Origin of the sequence: Arcicella rosea (genome assembly GCF_040543805.1) — a bacterium.
Taxonomy (GTDB): domain Bacteria; phylum Bacteroidota; class Bacteroidia; order Cytophagales; family Spirosomataceae; genus Arcicella; species Arcicella rosea.
The window spans coordinates 36920-53708 of sequence record NZ_JBEUMS010000020.1 but is presented as its reverse complement, the minus strand read 5'-3'; the positions used below and the strand labels follow the sequence as shown (position 1 = coordinate 53708).

Genomic DNA, 16789 nt, shown 5'->3' with positions numbered 1-16789 from the left:
CTTTCGGATTTCAGTCATCGGGTTTTGTTTATAAATTATAAAGTACAACTGATGGCATGAATGAAGTCATGCCATCAGTAAAGTAAAAATTCAAAGCCGACATCTGATAGCCGACTACCGAAAGCCAACAGCGAAAAACTGACCTTCATCATTTTACCACAAAAAAATCAAAAAAACGTCCTACGTTTCCTTTTCGTTTCTACCTTTGCAGTCAAGTTTAATCGGAGGATAATCTTGTTCAATAGAAGCAAGCTTATTCGCTAATTCTCATATTTTCAAAAGGTAGAAATGGAATACAGAATAGAAAAAGACACGATGGGCAAGGTACAAGTGCCTGCGAATGTTTACTGGGGAGCGCAAACGCAACGTTCAATCTTGAACTTTCCTATTGCTCAAGACATCAACAAGATGCCAAAAGAAATTATCCGTGCGTTTGCCTATTTGAAAAAAGCGGCAGCCATCACAAATTTCGAGGCTGGTGTTTTGGCAGAAGATAAGAAAAACCTTATCGGACAAGTATGTGATGAAATCTTAGAAGGAAAATTAGACGACCAATTTCCATTGGTAGTTTGGCAAACTGGTTCGGGAACACAATCAAACATGAACTGTAATGAAGTGGTTGCTTATAGAGCACACGTAATTAACGGTGGTAACTTGTTAGATGAAAGTAAATACGTTCACCCGAACGATGATGTAAACAAATCGCAGTCGTCTAACGATACTTTTCCAACAGCGATGCACATTGCGGCATACAAAATCTTGGTAGAAGTAACGATTCCGGGAATCACCAAATTACGTAATACCTTAGACGCAAAAGCAAAAGAATTCAAAAATGTTGTAAAAATTGGTCGTACTCACTTTATGGATGCTACGCCTTTAACTTTAGGACAAGAATTCTCTGGTTATGTTTCTCAACTTGACCACGGTTTGCGTGCTATCAACAATACTTTAGCTCACCTTTCTGAATTAGCTTTAGGTGGTACAGCAGTAGGAACAGGTATCAACACGCCAAAAGGATATTCTGAAAATGTAGCAAAACACATTGCTGATTTAACAGGCTTACCTTTTGTAACAGCAGAAAATAAGTTTGAAGCGTTGGCGGCACACGATGCTATCGTAGAAGCACATGGAGCTTTGAAAACAGTAGCAGTTAGCTTAATGAAAATCGGTAACGATGTTCGTATGCTTTCTTCTGGTCCACGTTCGGGTATTGGTGAAATTTATATTCCTGATAACGAACCGGGTTCGTCAATTATGCCAGGAAAAGTAAACCCAACACAATGCGAAGCGATGACAATGGTTTCAGCACAAGTAATGGGTAATGATGTAGCAATCGGTATTGGTGGTTCGATGGGACATTTTGAATTGAATGTTTTCAAACCAGTAATGATTTTCAACTTCTTACACTCTGCTCGTTTGATTGGCGATGTTTGTGTGGCGTTTAATGATAAATGTGCTGAAGGTATCCAACCTTTACACGAAAATATCAAGAAACACGTAAACAATTCTTTGATGTTGGTAACGGCATTGAATACTAAGATTGGGTATTATAAATCGGCTGAGATTGCTCAGACTGCCCATAAAAATGGCTCAACGTTAAAAGAAACAGCTATCGCTTTAGGTTATTTAACAGCAGAAGAATTTGACGCTTGGGTAATTCCTGAAGATATGGTTGGTGATATTAATGTTTAGTAGCAGTCAGCTATTAGCTTTGAGTTATGAGCTTTGAGCTTTGAGCTTTTGATTGCCATTGCTCGTGTCTCCACGAGCAATATTGCGGAGTAATTCCAAACATAAAAATCCCCTTTACAGCGATGTGAAGGGGATTTTTATTTTTATGGGAATTACACTCAATGAATGGCGACTTACAATAAAGAAATGACCATTTACATTGAAGAAATGGCAACTTACAATCGAGAAACGACCATTTACATTCAAGAAATAGAGACTTACAATCGAGAAACGACTATTTACATTTAAGAAATGGTAACTTACAATTGAGAAATGACCATTTACATTGAAGAAACGAATAATTACACTCCCTAAACACTTGCTTACATTCCAGAAACAGGTGACTACAATGAAGAAATTGCCATCTACACTAAAGAAAAGAGAAACAGCAATTGATAATCAGATAATTACATTTGAGAAATATAGGTTTACAACTAAGAAATGATATGTAGCTGTAAACCTTTACGGTTACCGTTTTTGTATCTGTACTTTCCTAAAAGGTAACCGCAAGATTTACCGCTACACCTTATCATAAGACAAAATACCGTTTAATAAGTTTTTGGGAAATTGTTAGCTATTGGTTTGGGTATTTTGTGGGAAAATGGTAGGTTGTGGGAGTGTTTGGATTTATATTATTTCATTATGAAGTGTATAATACAAATCAATTTAAAAAATAAAAAATCTTATCTGTTAAACACAATATTGTCAACTTGTTTCCTCAATGAAAGAACTCGATAAATTCTATTTAGAATATGGTAAATTTATTATAAATTTTGAAAACATAAATTTTAGGCTTTGTTATATAATACGTAACATTTGTACAAATCATAATATGTTTTCAGAGGATGATAAAAAAATTGAAATTTTATTAGAAGGTTTAACTGCAAATCCCTTGCTTTCTAAGTTTAAAAGTCTTTTTCTGACACTAGATATTTCTGAGGATAAAGAAATTACAGATTTAATTGACAATTTTCACAAAAACTTCTTAAAAGTAATAGAAATTAGAAATTTCTTAGCACATGGAACATTTTTTCCGGGTGACCCACAAGGAAACTTGGAGAATTTTGAAGTTCGAAAACCTAAATTAAGTAAAAAAGGGTATCATCAAAATGTTAATATTATTTCTATTGAAGCACTAAGAAAATTAAATTTAGAAGTAAAGAAAATGGAGAATTTTATAAATTCATTTAATTCGTTTCAAGGTGGGAATCTTTCAGAAGGTTTAAGACAACGAATATACAATGAAATGAAAAGCTCAATTTTGGGTTTAAATGTTTCTTTGGATATATTAAATAAGTCTATTGATTAAAACAAATCAAAACTCCAAGCTCTTCCAAGTTTCTAAACTTAGAAGCTACAATAAAATCAGTCTTAAACTTTGTAAAGCATACTTATCCTCACATCGATTAATAAAATTATGAAAACACTAATATTCACAGTACTAACCTTGACTTTTTTAAGTTGTTCAACAAAAGGCAATAACAAAATGGGATTATTTTGGAAAAAAGAAATTCCTAAACAAAATGTAAACAATATTACAAGTTTTGATACGACACAACTTGCAAAAACAGCAGAAATGCTAGATGAAGATTTGTATTGGAAAATTATTGACAAATCATTAAAAAACACTTCTAACCAAGATGACCAAGAACAGTATTTAATAAATGAAATTGGTACCTTGACACCAAAACAGATGATTGGTTTTCGTTTACGAACAGACAAGTTACTTTATGACACTTATAATTCAGAAATGTGGTGTGCAGGATGTATTATGAATAATGGCTCTTCGGACGATGGTTTTGAGTATTTTAGAAATTGGGTGATTTCAAGAGGTAAAAAAGCTTACTATAATGCAAAAAAAATCCAGACAATTTAATCAACGAAGTGAACGAAGATTTAGAAATGTATGAATTTGAAGCTTTTTGGTATGTAGCTCTGGAAGCATTTAAACGAAAGACAGGTAAGGATTTATATGACTATATTGATGAAGAAAAGTTTAAAGAAAATGAAGGAAATTATCCTCAGTTTAAATTTACTTGGCAAGAAGACAAACCTCAGAGTATGAAGAAAATTTGTCCGAAATTATTTGACAAACTATGGGATAAATAAAAATTATTGTCAACAACTAATCTCCCAAGCTCTTCTAAGTTTCTAAACTTGGAAGCTCCAATAAAAATCAGTCTGAGACTGATTTTTATTTTGCCCTTGTTGGAGTTATCTCCAACAGGATGTGCGTAAGCAACACACCAGCTTGATAGTTTAATTCTCCCTTCACATTTGGCGAGTTGCTTACGCTCGTTTCGTTGGAGATAACTCCAACGAAGGTGGAATCCGAAACCCGAAAGCCTCTTCCTAAATCTCCATCAATCGCTTTAAATTATCGTGGAAAGAAACGCCTGTTTCTAATTTACTTCGTTTTTGGTCTTGCATTACTACCAAGTATTTGCCGTTGAAATGTCTTTCTAATTCTTTAATTCTGGTAGCATTTACAATACACGAACGGCTGATTCTGATAAAGCTGTCTGGTAGTTTTTCGCTAAGGTTGGCAATGGTATAATTGGTAATATGTTGTTTTCCATCGACAGTATTTAAAAATACATACTTATCATCTGCCTGAAAAAAGGCGATTTCGTGGAAAGCAATGATTAAAATTTTATCGCCATTCTTTACAGAAATAGAATGTATTTCTTTTTTAGGTTTTAGCAATTCCGAAATAGATTGAATACTCTCGGAAGAAAGTTTTAAAGATTGGTTTTCCGTAAATTTCAGCAGTTTTTGTACCGTTCTATCCAACCTTGATTTTTCGATAGGCTTTAATAAATAATCTATAGAATTTTCTTCAAAAGCCTTCATCGCAAATTGGTCGAAGGCAGTCACAAAAATCACAATCGGCATATAAGTAAGCTTTGCCAGCATCTCAAAACCAGAAAGAATGGGCATTTCGATGTCTAAGAAAATTAAATCAGGCTTTAAATCTTCGATGATTTCCAAGCCCTCTTGTCCGTTCAAAGCCTCGCCAATGATGTCGAAAGTATCGTCATAATCATTCAAAAGTCTTCGCATTCGACTAATTGAAATAGGTTCGTCGTCTATAAGTATGGTTTTGTATTGCATGATTTTTGGATTTCGGATGTCGGATTTCAGTTTTCGATTTTTATTAATTTATATCTCAAGCAAAAAGCTCATAGCTGAAAGCTACAAAGGCAAATAAATCACCACCACCTTCTCCGGTTGATTTTTAATGTCAATAGTTGCCTTGTCACCATAAACAATTTTTAGTTTTTCCTTGATACTCCGCAAGCCAAAACCTCCTCCGAAAGATTCGCCAAAGTCTGGTCCGTTGTCATGGATTTTTATCAAAATCTTATTCTCAAGCGTTGTGATTTTAACCGAAATAATTCCTGCACTGGCAATTTTAGAAATACCATGTTTAATAGCATTTTCTACCAAAGGCTGTAACAAAAATCGAGGAATTTTTTCTTCCAAAATACTTTCTTCACAATCAATAGCATAAGTCAAACGATGTCCAAAACGTACTTCTTCAATTGTTAGATAAGCTTTAATGATTTCTAATTCATCTGCCAAAGTATGAAAATTCTCTTCGGTTCGTCCTGTTGTGTAGCGAAACAATTTTGATAATTGAATCGTCATTTCCTCCGCTTTATCAGGTTTATCGTGAATTAAACCTGTAATACTATTCAGCGAATTATACAAAAAATGTGGATTGATTCGGGCTTCCAAAGCATCTAATTGTGCTTTTGATTTTAGCTTTTCTAAATTCAATAATTGGTACTCTTGTTCAGAAATTTTACGAGTAATACTGCGTGTTCTTAGCCAATAAAAAAGGTACGCCCAACTAATCAGCACAGGAAGAATAAAGTAAAAATAAATAGCAGTCCCATTATCAAGGTCCCAAATACTTTTATCAACATTTTGCCAGCTTAAAGTTGTATGAAAAAGGTTGCCGAAAAGTAAAGAACAGCCCATTAAAGGGAAAAACTTCACAAAATCTACGGGAATTCTATTTTCAATAAAGTTTATAAAAACATAAATAGAAGCCACAGCAGCGAAGGAACTCATCAGATTCAAGTAAAAAACATCCTGATAAACTCCAGAAAAATCTAAAGGTAAATGACTGATTTGAAGTGAAAAGAAAATCACAGAAGTAAAAGCATAACCTACCAGTAAACAAAAAATGATGTTAAAATAGATATTGTATGATGGTTTCCACTGAGACTCATGCTCAGTTTTAGCAAAAGGTTTAGCGTTTTTTATAGGTTTTTCATGAAAAGGCTCAGGGCTTTTTTTTTCAGGAGGTTGCTGTGGATTATCTTTCGGAGCATTCGGACGATAAGTATCGTTGGCAAAGTCTGAATGAAAGATATTTATTTTACCCGCCAAGGTTTTAATGGTTACGTTCGCTCCGCCCCCATTCAATTTTCCTCTGATACTTTGTTTGGTTTGATAGCCCGAAAAATTTTGAAGTGGGGGCAAATATATTCTATTGGCAGATGCTTCCAAATCTATGGGATGTTCGAGCGGGAGCGAAATATTGATGTTTCCACCAGCCGTATCAAACCAAGCGTATTGATTAATCGCATTTACTTCAGCCCGAATATTTCCGCCTTTGGTACTTGCTCCGATATTACCATTTATGTTTTTTAAAGCAATATTTCCACCTGCGGTGTTGCATTCGAAAGCGCCAGAAACATTGAAAGCTTCGATATTCCCTCCCCAACTTGAACAGTGAATTTTTCCTTCATGGTTCTGAATATACATATTTCCACCTTTGGTATCTATCTTAATATCAGCGTTGTTTCCTGCTAAAAAGATATTTCCACCCATTGTAGTAGCTTCAACATTTCCTTCACATCTTAATAAATTAATCTTACCGCCCATCGTTTTTCCATAAATATTACCATGAGTCTGTTCGGCAGAAATATTTCCTCCCCAAGTAGAAAAACTATGATTCCCTTCAAGGTTTTTTAAGGCTATTTTTCCCCCATAGGTTTTTGAATAAGAATTGATAGACGCTGGCAAATAAATACTGAAAGAGGTTTTCTGGAAATTAAACCAATTATAAATATTAAGATAATTGGGTTTTGAATAAATATGCAATGTATCGTTAACCACGTTCATTGATAAATCATGAGCCTCAAAATCAAATTCCAGTAATGGGTCTTTGATGATAAAAAAAGTAAACAAACTACGAACAGTAGCAAATACTTCTACTTTGATGGTATTATCATCATGTCCGACTATCTCTATATCGCCAGAGAAAGTTTTTAGTTGAAGGTTTTTGAGGTTTTCAACGTCGTATTTTTTGGTAATTACTGGTTTATAGTTCATTGCTCAGAAAGCATCAGCCTATGCGAATGATGCAAGTTTAAATTTAATGAATTGTTTTGATTAGATTGAGATTGAAGCTTTTAGCTTTCGGTCATCAGCTATCGACTTTTATATTTATTATTTGATTCAAAACAACTTATAAAAACTATTTTCTAGAAATGCTTTCCGATAGATTGAAGTTTTAGAAGGATAAAATTTATTTTATTGAGGATAAAAAAAATCCCGAAAATGAATAATTCACTTTCGAGATTTTTGATAATTATTTTATGACGTAAAAATCAAATTGCTTAAATCTCATTGTTTTTAGCAATTTTAAGCTTCTCTGCTTTAGCAATATCTCTTAAACTTTTCATGTAAAGCAATTCTACTTTTGTTCTTGCCCAAGGAGTTTTTCTTAAAAAAGACAAGCTTGATTTTACGTTAGGGTCATAATTAAAACAACGAATATTGATTAATTCTCCTAATTTTTCCCAACCATAATAAGCCACTAAATGGTTCACTATATTTTCTAAGGTTACTCCATGTAATGGATTATTTTTTTGCTTGGTTTCCATATTTTTATTTTTTGGTCTGCTATCGGCTATCAGTCGTCGGGTTTCAGTAATTCTAAAAAACCGAAAGTGTATAGCCGAAAGCCGACGACTGAAAGCCATACTAAGCTACAAATCTAATCATTAAATTCCTTTACCGCTTTGTTTTTATCAATTGTAACTTCCAAAGAAGTAACGGCAGAAGTACCAAACCAGCCTGCTGCTTGTTTTTTTGAATTTGGGTTTGTATTGTTTACATTACATGGGATTCTAGCCGCAGGTGTCGCAAATAAGCCTGAATTATTTAATTCAGTACGTAACTGAGTCCAAAAATCAAAATGTGCTTCCGTAATCGAACTTAGTTCAACTTTCAATTTATCGTTTTCTGCATATAATTCTGGAGAAATAGCACGACGAAGTGGTAAAATAAACATCAGTCCATCGCCAACACTACTTTTATTCAAAAGTGCATCATAAGCAATAACAATATTTTCAGCTCCGCTGAACAACTTCCCATTTTTATATACTTTTACACGATAGCAGTCTCCTACTCCCACAAAATCTTTGGCATAAAAATTAGCGTCGTAGCCTTCTTTGGGTTTGTCATCACCTGTTTGGTTTAAGTTAGGACTATCTTCGTACTTATAAACGATAGAATCAATTTTAGGAACTCTTTTCAATTCAGAAACCGCTTTGAAACTTTCACCTTCAGCTTCAATGGTCAAAGTATAAGTTTTACCAATTACACCCATTATTTCTGTAGAGCTTGAAGGAGTCCAAACGTATTTGCCTTCATTCTTCAAGTCTTTGAATTCATAAATCTTACCTGTATTGTCTGTTACTTTTACCACCGCATTTGTAATGGCTCTTGGCGTTGTGCTACTCAATAAAGCTTGAGATTCACTCAGTTTAATAACTTGTTCACCCGCTACATCCGTTATTGTTCCTTCTACTACTAAATACTTTTCAGTTTCAGGAACATTTAAGTCAATGACATCCTCACAACTCATCAGTGATATGCCAAGAAATAAGGAAAATATAGTTTTAATAATTGATTTCATGATTGATACTGTTAAAGTTTCGATGTTAGAATTTAAAATTGTACGTTATTGATGGAATAAATGAGCCAATAATTGATAAACGTACCGCTTCATTTTGAACAACACTTGTTGGCGACTGTGCCGCTTCTCCAGCAGTTTGTTCTTTAGGTCTTGTATAAATTGAAAATGGATTTCTACGATTGTACAAGTTATATACCGAGAAAACCCATTCAGATTCACCTTTCCCAAATAATGCTTTTTTATTCTTTTTGGTCGCCGAAATATCCAAACGATGGTAAGAAGGAACTCTTACATTTCCTCTAACACCATTATCAGTAATGCTATAAGTTAGGTCTTCATAAGTACCTTGTCCTTTTCCTAATGAATAAGGCACTCCAGAAATAAAGGCGAAATTTCCGCCAAAACTCCATTTCTTGTTAATTTCATATTGAGCAACTACGTTTAAAGTGTGCATACGATCATAACGGTTTGGATACCAATTACTGTTGTTCAATCCTTCCACTAAGCGTTCGGTACGAGCCAAAGTATAACTTACCCAACCTGTCAATTTGCCTTTATTTTTCTTCCCGTACAATTCTAAACCGTAAGCACGACCTTTTCCAAACATCAAATCTTTTTCGAATTCTGGATTTAAAAACAAATCGGCACGGTCAGAATAATCAATTTGGTTTTTCAAATCCTTGTAATATACTTCTACCGAAGTTTCGTATTCATTATCTCCTAAGTTTTTGAAATATCCCAAAGCAACTTGGTCGATTAACTGAGGTTTGATATTGTTCGTGCTAGAAGTCCAAACATCCAAAGGCGTTGATGCAGCAGTATTAGAAAGCAAGTGAATATACTGAACCATGCGGTTATAGCTCGCTTTGATAGAACTCGTTTCGCTTGTTTCCAACTTCATACTAAATCTTGGCTCGAAGTTTTGATAACTTTGTAATACTTTATTAGGGTCGTTTGGTTTGGTGTTGAGGTCATAACCAGAAGGGAATTCATCCGAAATACCAACTTTTACTCTTTCATAATATACATCTTCTTTACTTGTATAGTCATATCTTGAAAAGCGGATTCCATATTGTAAAGACAATTTAGACGAAACCTTCATTTCATTTCCGACATAAGCAGAATACTCTACAGCATTTTTAGGAGCAGAACCAAAAGTACGTTTATCTCCGTTTGAACTTGCCGTAGCCGAACCTGGCGTAAAATCATAATTCAATACTTGTCCACCAAAAGTCAGCGTATTTTCTGGATTAATATAGTAAGTAAAATCTGGCTTGAAACTTAGATTTTCGATATTAGAAGTCCACCTGAAAGCATTATTTGGGCGTTTGTTAGCCAAATCAGAATCTAACAAGTAATCGTAATTACTATAAAAAGCTGTAGAGTTTAAGAATAATTTCGAGCTAAATACATGATTCCAACGAGCAGAAAGCGTACTGTTTCCCCAATTGAAACCAAAGTCATTTCCAAAAACATCTCTACCAAAATAACCTGAAAGGAAAACAGTATTATTTTGATTAATGTTATAATTTACTTTGGCTGTTAAATCATAAAAACTAAATTTTGAATCGGCATTATCACCCGTTAAAAATGGTTTTGCTAAAACATCAATGTAAGAACGACGAGCCGCCACAATAAATGAAGCTTTGTCTTTTACAATAGGAGCTTCAATGGAAAGGCGACTGAAGATTACGCCAATTCCGCCATTTACTTCTAGCTTTTTTGCATTTCCTTCTTTCATTTTTACATCCAGAATTGACGCTCCACGTCCACCATATTGAGCAGGGATTCCGCCTTTGATGAGCTTCACATCCTTCACAGCATCAGGGTTAAAAATAGAGAAAAAACCAAAAAGGTGAGATGAATTATACACTGGGGCATCATCCAAAAGAATCAAGTTTTGGTCAACTCCACCACCACGAACGTTGAAACCACTTGCACCTTCGCCAACTGTAGAAACACCCGGTAATAGCTGAATAGCACGTACCAAATCAACCTCGCCCAACAAAGCAGGGATTTTCTTGATGGTTTTCATGTCTATTTTATTGACAGACATTTCTATCGCTTGTACGTTGTCGTCTTCACGTTTAGCATTCACAATTACTTCTGCTAATTCTTGTCCATCTTCTTGGACTTCTACATTCAAAGTAACATTTTGGTCGATTAATTTGATGTCTTTAATCACTTTGCGATAGCCAACTGAGCTAATGATTAATGAATAATTGCCTTTAGGAAGTGTTAAAGAATAAAAACCGTAGGTATTTGTGGTAGTACCTGTCATTAATTCCTTCACAAAAATGGATGCACCAATCAAGCCTTCTCCATTTTTATTGTCTTTTATGTAGCCACTGACAGTTAATTTATCAGACTGGGCAAACATTTCAAACGGTAAAATTAATAGTATCAGTAAGGATTTTCGAATAAGGTTTATCATAGATTGAAATTGGAATTGTGAAATTTAAATTTGGAAATATGTTAGTACTTTAGAAACTCAAGAAATCGATTTTGGTTTTTAGTTTTTTTCTAATTGAACACATTTTAGTTTATTCTTTTTTTAGATTATTATGAAATAGCAAAAACACAATCCTCTGATTTACTTCATTTTGCAAAATTAATATTCAATTTTCTTCAAAAATAATTCGCTTTTCATTAAAGAAAATCAGCAAAAAAACTTTTTAATTTTATCTTAAAAATGGGTATAAATTCATAAAAATATCGCTTTTCAAAAAAGATTTTATGAAAACATAACCAAGGCAATTCATTTGAATAATGCAAAACTACTTCTCTTTATGATGAAAGAAACAGAAGTATGTGATGAATGGTAATTTCTTTAATCTGACAGCCAAAAGTAATTCTACCCCTATACATAATGATAAATTAACAAAAGCAATTAATTAATTTAACATATCGGAAACATATTGCCGAATAATAATTTTAATTTCAAATAATAATTGTATATTTGCAAAAATATCAGTAAAATAATTCTGAAATATGAATCTCGAACAATTAGGCAGTGTTATCCGTGAAAGACGTAATACTCTTTCCCTTAGCCAAGAAAACCTCAGTGAAAAATGTGATGTTGCTATCAAAACCATTCACTCTATCGAATTAGGTAAGGCTAACCCTTCAATAAAAACACTTAATAAAATCCTAGATAATCTAGGATTAGAGGTAATTGTAGTTAGCAAGAAGGAATAAGAATATCATTATTATTTGTGTTTTAAACACGAAACAAGCCATAAAATATCATACAATCTTTCTAATTTTCAAATTGATTTAACATGGAACAAGCCATTAGTTACGAACGTATTCCGACTATTATTTATGCTGATTCAGATGCTGCGTCTCGGGCAATTGCTCATGAAATCGCTGGCATTATTCGTCAAAAAAGTATCGAAGGTAAACCCGCAGTTTTAGGTTTAGCAACGGGTTCTTCTCCTAAAAAAGTATATGCTGAGCTTATCAGAATGCACCGTGAAGAAGGTTTAAGTTTCCAAAACGTAGTTACTTATAACCTTGACGAGTACTATCCGATGCAACCAGATTCTGTGCAGAGTTATGTACGTTTCATGCGTGAACAACTTTTTGACCATGTTGATATTCCTTCAGGTAACTGGCATTTACCAGACGGAACTTTGCCTCTTGAAAAATTAGGAGAGTTTTGTAAAGATTACGAAGCACAAATTGAACGTTATGGCGGTTTAGACTTCCAATTATTGGGAATTGGTAGAAACGGTCACATTGGTTTTAACGAACCCGGTTCATTGATTAACTCAAGAACTCGTTTGATGACGCTTGATTTAACTACTCAAATTGATGCCGCTGGCGATTTTGGTGGTTTAGCCAAAGTATCAAAGAAAGCCATCACAATGGGCGTCCAAAAAATCATGGAAGCCAAACGTGTAGTTCTATTGGCTTGGGGTGAACACAAAGCTACCAACGTTGCCCGTGCTGTTGAAGGTTCTGTAAGCTCAGATGTTCCAGCTTCTTATTTACAATTACACGAAAATGCTAGTTTCGTTATTGATACTTCGGCGGCTTCGCAATTGACAAGAATGAGAACGCCTTGGATGGTGGATGCTGTGAATTGGGACAGACCAATGATTAAAAAAGCCGTTATACATTTAGCATTGACGGTTAATAAGCCTGTTTTAAAATTGACCAATTCAGATTATAACGAAAATGGTCTTTCTGATTTATTGGCTTTGTACGGACAAGCTTACGATATTAATATTGAAGTTTTCAATTATTTACAACATAGTATTACGGGCTGGCCAGGTGGAAAACCAAATGCGGATGATTCTAACCGACCAGAACGTGCATATCCAGCTAGAAAGAAAGTAATTATTTTCAGTCCACATCCAGACGACGATATTATTTCAATGGGTGGTACTTTCCAACGTTTGCACGACCAAGGTCATGATGTACACGTTGCCTACCAAACTTCTGGAAATATTGCCGTTGCCGATGATGAAGCCTTGCGTTTTGCAGAATTTGTGGTTGACTTCAATGAAAGATTTGAAGCAAACAATGCAAAAGCAAACCGTATTTATCGTGAAGCAGCAAAATTCCTGAAAGCAAAAAAAGATTCAGAAATTGATACGCCAGAAGTACGATATATTAAAGGCTTGATTCGTAGAGGTGAAGCCAAAAATACTTGTCGTTACGTAGGTATCAAAAAAGAAAACATTCACTTCTTGGATATGCCTTTTTATGAAACAGGTACTGTTCAGAAAAATCCAATTGGTGAAGCAGACGTAGAAATTGTGTTGAATTTAATCGAAGAAATTCAACCACATCAAATCTATGCCGCTGGCGATTTGGCAGACCCACACGGAACACACAAAGTATGTTTGGACGCTATCATTCAGGCAGCACAAAAATTGAAACACCGTGAGTACATGAACAATTGTTGGATTTGGTTGTATAAAGGTGCTTGGCAAGAATGGGATATCGACCAAATCGAAATGGCTGTACCGATGTCGCCCGACCAAGTATTGAAGAAACGTTATGGTATTTTCAAACACCAATCACAAAAAGATGGCGTTCCTTTCCAAGGTTCTGACGACCGTGAATTCTGGCAACGTGCTGAAGATAGAAACAGTAATACAGCCAAACTTTATAATAAACTTGGCTTAGCAGAATACGAAGCGATGGAAGCTTTCGTAAGATGGAAGATTTAATATTACAATTCATCAGTAAAAGGTTGGCAAATTCATTTTGTCAACCTTTTTATTTTTATATCGAAGCCTCAATAAATTTTATTAAATTGAAAATCTAAAAACTAAACCATGACACAAACAAAGCCAATTTTCACGGTTGACCTTTTACCAAAACTTGATGAAAAGTTAATCGAAGTTCTCCAATCACTTTCTCCACAAGATTGGGAAAAACAAAGTATCGCCCCGCTTTGGCGAGTAAAAGATATTGCAGTGCATTTATTAGATGGAAATATCAGGGCATTATCAATGCTGAGAGACCAATATTTTGGCGTAATTCCTGAAAGTATTAATTCATATCAAGATTTACTGGATTATCTGAATAAACTAAATCATGATTGGGTGGCGGCTATGAAAAGAGTAAGTCCAAAAATCATTATTGAATTACTCACTTCAACTGGAAAAGAATATTGCGAATACCTAAAAACACTTGAGCCTTTCGAAGTAGCAACATTTTCAGTTGCTTGGGCTGGCGAAGAACAATCGTCAAATTGGTTTCATATCGCAAGAGAATACACAGAAAAATGGCATCATCAACAACAAATTAGGTTTGCAGTTGGGCAAACGGCTGAACTCTATAGCAAAGAATTTTACTTTCCATATTTAGAAACATCCATGCGAGCTTTACCTCATCATTATAGAAATGTAGAAGCATCCAAAGGAGAGGTAATAAAATTTAGTGTCAGCGGTGATGGCGGTGGAGATTGGTTTCTTGAATTTGATGGAAAACAATGGTATTTAGTGCCAAATCCTGCTCAAAAACCTGTTACCGAAGTGACGATAGAAGGAGAAATTGCTTGGCGAATTTTTACAAAAGGAATCAATAAACAAAGAGCTGCCAAACAGATAAGTATTAAAGGAAACCAATTATTTGGTGAAAAAATACTTGATATGCTAGCAGTAATGGCATAAAATGACACATTTTGACACGATAGATTACCTGAAATATGGCAATCAGAAACAACAAAAAGCTTTTCAAGTATTGAGTGATTATGCAATTTTTGAATCATTAACAACATTCAATCCTATTTTAGTAGGAACAATTCCGATTGAAATAGACATTGAAACAAGTGATTTGGATATTATTTGCAAATGGTCAGAAAAACAACATTTCATAGATTTTTTGACAACACATTTCAGTCATTTCACAGATTTTAAGTATTGGTCTCGTGAAATTCATGGTCAGGATTCAGTCATTGCAAATTTCAGGATTGAAGATTTTGAAATTGAGATTTTCGGACAAAATCTACATCCTAAAGAGCAGTTCGCTTACAAACATTTAATCATTGAACATCAAATCTTAGAGCATTATGGTGAAAAGTTCAAAGAAAAAGTAATTGCTTTGAAAAAAGAGGGAATTAAAACCGAACCCGCTTTTGCTCAATTATTAGGGCTAAAAGGCGACCCCTACTTAGAATTGCTGAAAGTAAATTATAAAAAAATAGTCTGATATATCTTCCGAAAAAGATAATCAGACTATGTAATATCTATCAAATTTTATGGATTTTGATAGACAGAAATACCACTGGCGGGTGGCGTTGCAGTTAAGGTGTTAGTGAAAGTTGTCTTATTAAAGCTAGCAGGTTTAGTTAAAAAATATTTTATTACTTCAGAAGTTACATAAGGCGCTGCAAAAGATGAACCACTTTGTGCCAAGCTGTTAGGAACATTATGTTTACAATTTTCATCAGCTTTTACAGTGAAATTGATATTCTTTCCTGATTTCGATTGATTCTGACAAATTGTACCACTTTTACTGGTTACAGAAATTACATTGGTTCCTAAAGTATCATTACTTGCATAACAAGCTGGCCAGTATTTTTCATCATCAATATCCAAATTATCATTCCCTGCTGAACAAATTAAAACCATACCAGCATTTTGTAAATCTTTCAATACAGCTGAAAAAACAGCATCTGATTGTTTCAAATAAGTACCCCAACTTGCATTGACGATATTGATGTTATTTTTATGTGCATAAATCAACGCACAAACATTGTGATATAAATCTCCTGCATAATTTTCATCAAAAGTCTTTAAGCCAACTAATTGAATTTGGTCATTTTTAGGAGCATTTTGAATGATGATTCTTGATACTTTAGTACCATGAATTTCTGAGTTATTATCTTGAATTTGATTGGTATTGTTCAAGAAATTATAATCCAAACCTGTTGTGAAATAACCGTTATTAAAACCCTCAGCATTAAAACCTGTATCAATAATTCCTACTAAAATCTTCCCATTCGCACTATTTGGTACGGTCGTTTGATTTGCTCCTTTAGCATTTACTAAAAACGATACAGAATCAAGCGGAACACTTCCAGTACTTGGAATTGGCACAATATCATGTGGTGGTGGTCCGCTCCCAATTCCTCCTCCATCTGGATTAGGAATCGTATTAATCAAGTGTAAATCTTTTCCTGTAAGTAAAATAAAATTTTTATCACATTTACAATTATTAACAGTATCGATTTCAACTTTAATTAAATCAGTAACATCGAAAAGTTGCCCAACTCTGTCTGTAATTCCAGGAGTCTCCTCAGCTGAAGCTACAGCACTTGAATCTACAACAAGACTTTTATTGCCAAATAAAATTTCCCATTTCCAATAAGCCTCTAATTCTTTTTGGAACTCAGCAATTACTTCTTGTCGTCTAGCTTCGGTAGTGTCCGATTTACCAAAATACACTACTTGTTTATCTTTCAGAACATAACCAGTACCTTCTACATAAGAGTAGGGAAACACATCTGGCTTCGCTTGAATCAGTGAATCAATTTTAGTTTTAATTGGTGCAACGATTTCTTTCCTAGCACTAATAGGTTTTAAACCCATAAAGTAAAAAAATAGGCCAACCAATAGAAAAATGGAGAGTAGAAGTAATAATAGAGATCTTCTCATA

Annotated in this window: 15 protein-coding genes; 9 read left to right on the top strand and 6 right to left on the bottom strand. The window is 34.2% G+C overall.

From position 1 onward, the window contains the following. Nucleotides 1–288: 288 nt before the first annotated feature. From fumC to ABID42_RS21565, 5 genes are all read left to right on the top strand, one after another. Nucleotides 289–1692 carry a class II fumarate hydratase gene (fumC, locus tag ABID42_RS21585; RefSeq protein WP_367285430.1) on the top strand — a complete coding sequence of 468 codons (1404 nt, stop codon included), beginning with the start codon at nt 289–291 and terminating at the stop codon, nt 1690–1692. A 165-nt stretch (nt 1693–1857) separates the two neighbouring features. Next, entirely contained in the window at nt 1858–1980 is a 123-nt protein-coding gene (locus ABID42_RS21580; RefSeq protein WP_367285429.1) for a hypothetical protein, read from the top strand. A gap of 472 nt (nt 1981–2452) precedes the next feature. Continuing rightward, complete coding sequence (locus ABID42_RS21575; protein WP_367285428.1) at nt 2453–3040, top strand: hypothetical protein; 588 nt, start codon at nt 2453–2455, stop codon at nt 3038–3040. Between the two features lie 108 nt (nt 3041–3148). Further along, entirely contained in the window at nt 3149–3607 is a 459-nt protein-coding gene (locus ABID42_RS21570) for a DUF4240 domain-containing protein (protein WP_367285427.1), read from the top strand. Between the two features lie 8 nt (nt 3608–3615). Further along, complete coding sequence (locus ABID42_RS21565; RefSeq protein ID WP_367285426.1) at nt 3616–3840, top strand: hypothetical protein; 225 nt, start codon at nt 3616–3618, stop codon at nt 3838–3840. Nucleotides 3841–4083: 243 nt separating this feature from the next. Here ABID42_RS21565 and ABID42_RS21560 read toward each other — a convergent pair whose 3' ends face one another. The 5 genes from ABID42_RS21560 to ABID42_RS21540 all read right to left on the bottom strand — a co-directional run bounded on the left by ABID42_RS21560 (nt 4084) and on the right by ABID42_RS21540 (nt 11105). Further along, nucleotides 4084–4845: a LytR/AlgR family response regulator transcription factor gene (locus tag ABID42_RS21560; RefSeq protein ID WP_367285425.1), complete on the bottom strand. Its 762-nt coding sequence runs from the start codon at nt 4843–4845 to the stop codon at nt 4084–4086. An 81-nt stretch (nt 4846–4926) separates the two neighbouring features. Then, nucleotides 4927–7080, bottom strand: a complete 2154-nt coding sequence (locus ABID42_RS21555) for a histidine kinase (RefSeq protein ID WP_367285424.1) — start codon at nt 7078–7080, stop codon at nt 4927–4929. A gap of 287 nt (nt 7081–7367) precedes the next feature. Further along, nucleotides 7368–7634 (bottom strand): VF530 family protein, encoded by a 267-nt coding sequence (locus ABID42_RS21550; RefSeq protein WP_367285423.1) that lies wholly within the window; start codon nt 7632–7634, stop codon nt 7368–7370. A 113-nt stretch (nt 7635–7747) separates the two neighbouring features. Beyond that, nucleotides 7748–8671, bottom strand: coding sequence for a DUF4249 domain-containing protein (locus ABID42_RS21545; RefSeq protein WP_367285422.1), 924 nt, complete (start codon nt 8669–8671; stop codon nt 7748–7750). Nucleotides 8672–8696: 25 nt separating this feature from the next. Further along, on the bottom strand, nt 8697–11105 hold the full coding sequence (locus tag ABID42_RS21540) for a TonB-dependent receptor (RefSeq protein WP_367285421.1): 2409 nt from the start codon (nt 11103–11105) through the stop codon (nt 8697–8699). Between the two features lie 557 nt (nt 11106–11662). Here ABID42_RS21540 and ABID42_RS21535 point away from each other — a divergent pair. From ABID42_RS21535 to ABID42_RS21520, 4 genes are all read left to right on the top strand, one after another. Then, the gene (locus tag ABID42_RS21535) at nt 11663–11869 is read left to right on the top strand and encodes a helix-turn-helix transcriptional regulator (RefSeq protein ID WP_367285420.1); all 207 of its coding nucleotides are present in this window, start codon (nt 11663–11665) and stop codon (nt 11867–11869) included. Between the two features lie 83 nt (nt 11870–11952). Then, on the top strand, nt 11953–13854 hold the full coding sequence (gene nagB / locus ABID42_RS21530) for a glucosamine-6-phosphate deaminase (protein ID WP_323689664.1): 1902 nt from the start codon (nt 11953–11955) through the stop codon (nt 13852–13854). A gap of 108 nt (nt 13855–13962) precedes the next feature. Further along, a complete protein-coding gene (locus tag ABID42_RS21525; RefSeq protein WP_367285419.1) occupies nt 13963–14802 on the top strand; it encodes a maleylpyruvate isomerase mycothiol-dependent enzyme family protein in 840 nt (279 codons plus the stop codon). Nucleotide 14803: 1 nt separating this feature from the next. Next, nucleotides 14804–15340, top strand: a complete 537-nt coding sequence (locus ABID42_RS21520) for a DUF4269 domain-containing protein (protein WP_367285418.1) — start codon at nt 14804–14806, stop codon at nt 15338–15340. A gap of 47 nt (nt 15341–15387) precedes the next feature. Here ABID42_RS21520 and ABID42_RS21515 read toward each other — a convergent pair whose 3' ends face one another. Further along, nucleotides 15388–16788 carry a S8 family peptidase gene (locus ABID42_RS21515; protein ID WP_367285417.1) on the bottom strand — a complete coding sequence of 467 codons (1401 nt, stop codon included), beginning with the start codon at nt 16786–16788 and terminating at the stop codon, nt 15388–15390. Nucleotide 16789: the final 1 nt, after the last annotated feature.

Coding starts and splice junctions, on each gene's coding strand:
- ABID42_RS21520 (WP_367285418.1), top strand. CDS start 14,804: ATGACACATTTTGACACGATAGATTACCTGAAATATGGCAATCAGAAA.
- ABID42_RS21515 (WP_367285417.1), bottom strand. CDS start 16,788: ATGAGAAGATCTCTATTATTACTTCTACTCTCCATTTTTCTATTGGTT.
- ABID42_RS21525 (WP_367285419.1), top strand. CDS start 13,963: ATGACACAAACAAAGCCAATTTTCACGGTTGACCTTTTACCAAAACTT.
- ABID42_RS21570 (WP_367285427.1), top strand. CDS start 3,149: ATGAAAACACTAATATTCACAGTACTAACCTTGACTTTTTTAAGTTGT.
- ABID42_RS21555 (WP_367285424.1), bottom strand. CDS start 7,080: ATGAACTATAAACCAGTAATTACCAAAAAATACGACGTTGAAAACCTC.
- ABID42_RS21535 (WP_367285420.1), top strand. CDS start 11,663: ATGAATCTCGAACAATTAGGCAGTGTTATCCGTGAAAGACGTAATACT.
- ABID42_RS21545 (WP_367285422.1), bottom strand. CDS start 8,671: ATGAAATCAATTATTAAAACTATATTTTCCTTATTTCTTGGCATATCA.
- ABID42_RS21540 (WP_367285421.1), bottom strand. CDS start 11,105: ATGATAAACCTTATTCGAAAATCCTTACTGATACTATTAATTTTACCG.
- nagB (WP_323689664.1), top strand. CDS start 11,953: ATGGAACAAGCCATTAGTTACGAACGTATTCCGACTATTATTTATGCT.
- ABID42_RS21575 (WP_367285428.1), top strand. CDS start 2,453: ATGAAAGAACTCGATAAATTCTATTTAGAATATGGTAAATTTATTATA.
- fumC (WP_367285430.1), top strand. CDS start 289: ATGGAATACAGAATAGAAAAAGACACGATGGGCAAGGTACAAGTGCCT.
- ABID42_RS21550 (WP_367285423.1), bottom strand. CDS start 7,634: ATGGAAACCAAGCAAAAAAATAATCCATTACATGGAGTAACCTTAGAA.
- ABID42_RS21560 (WP_367285425.1), bottom strand. CDS start 4,845: ATGCAATACAAAACCATACTTATAGACGACGAACCTATTTCAATTAGT.
- ABID42_RS21580 (WP_367285429.1), top strand. CDS start 1,858: ATGGCGACTTACAATAAAGAAATGACCATTTACATTGAAGAAATGGCA.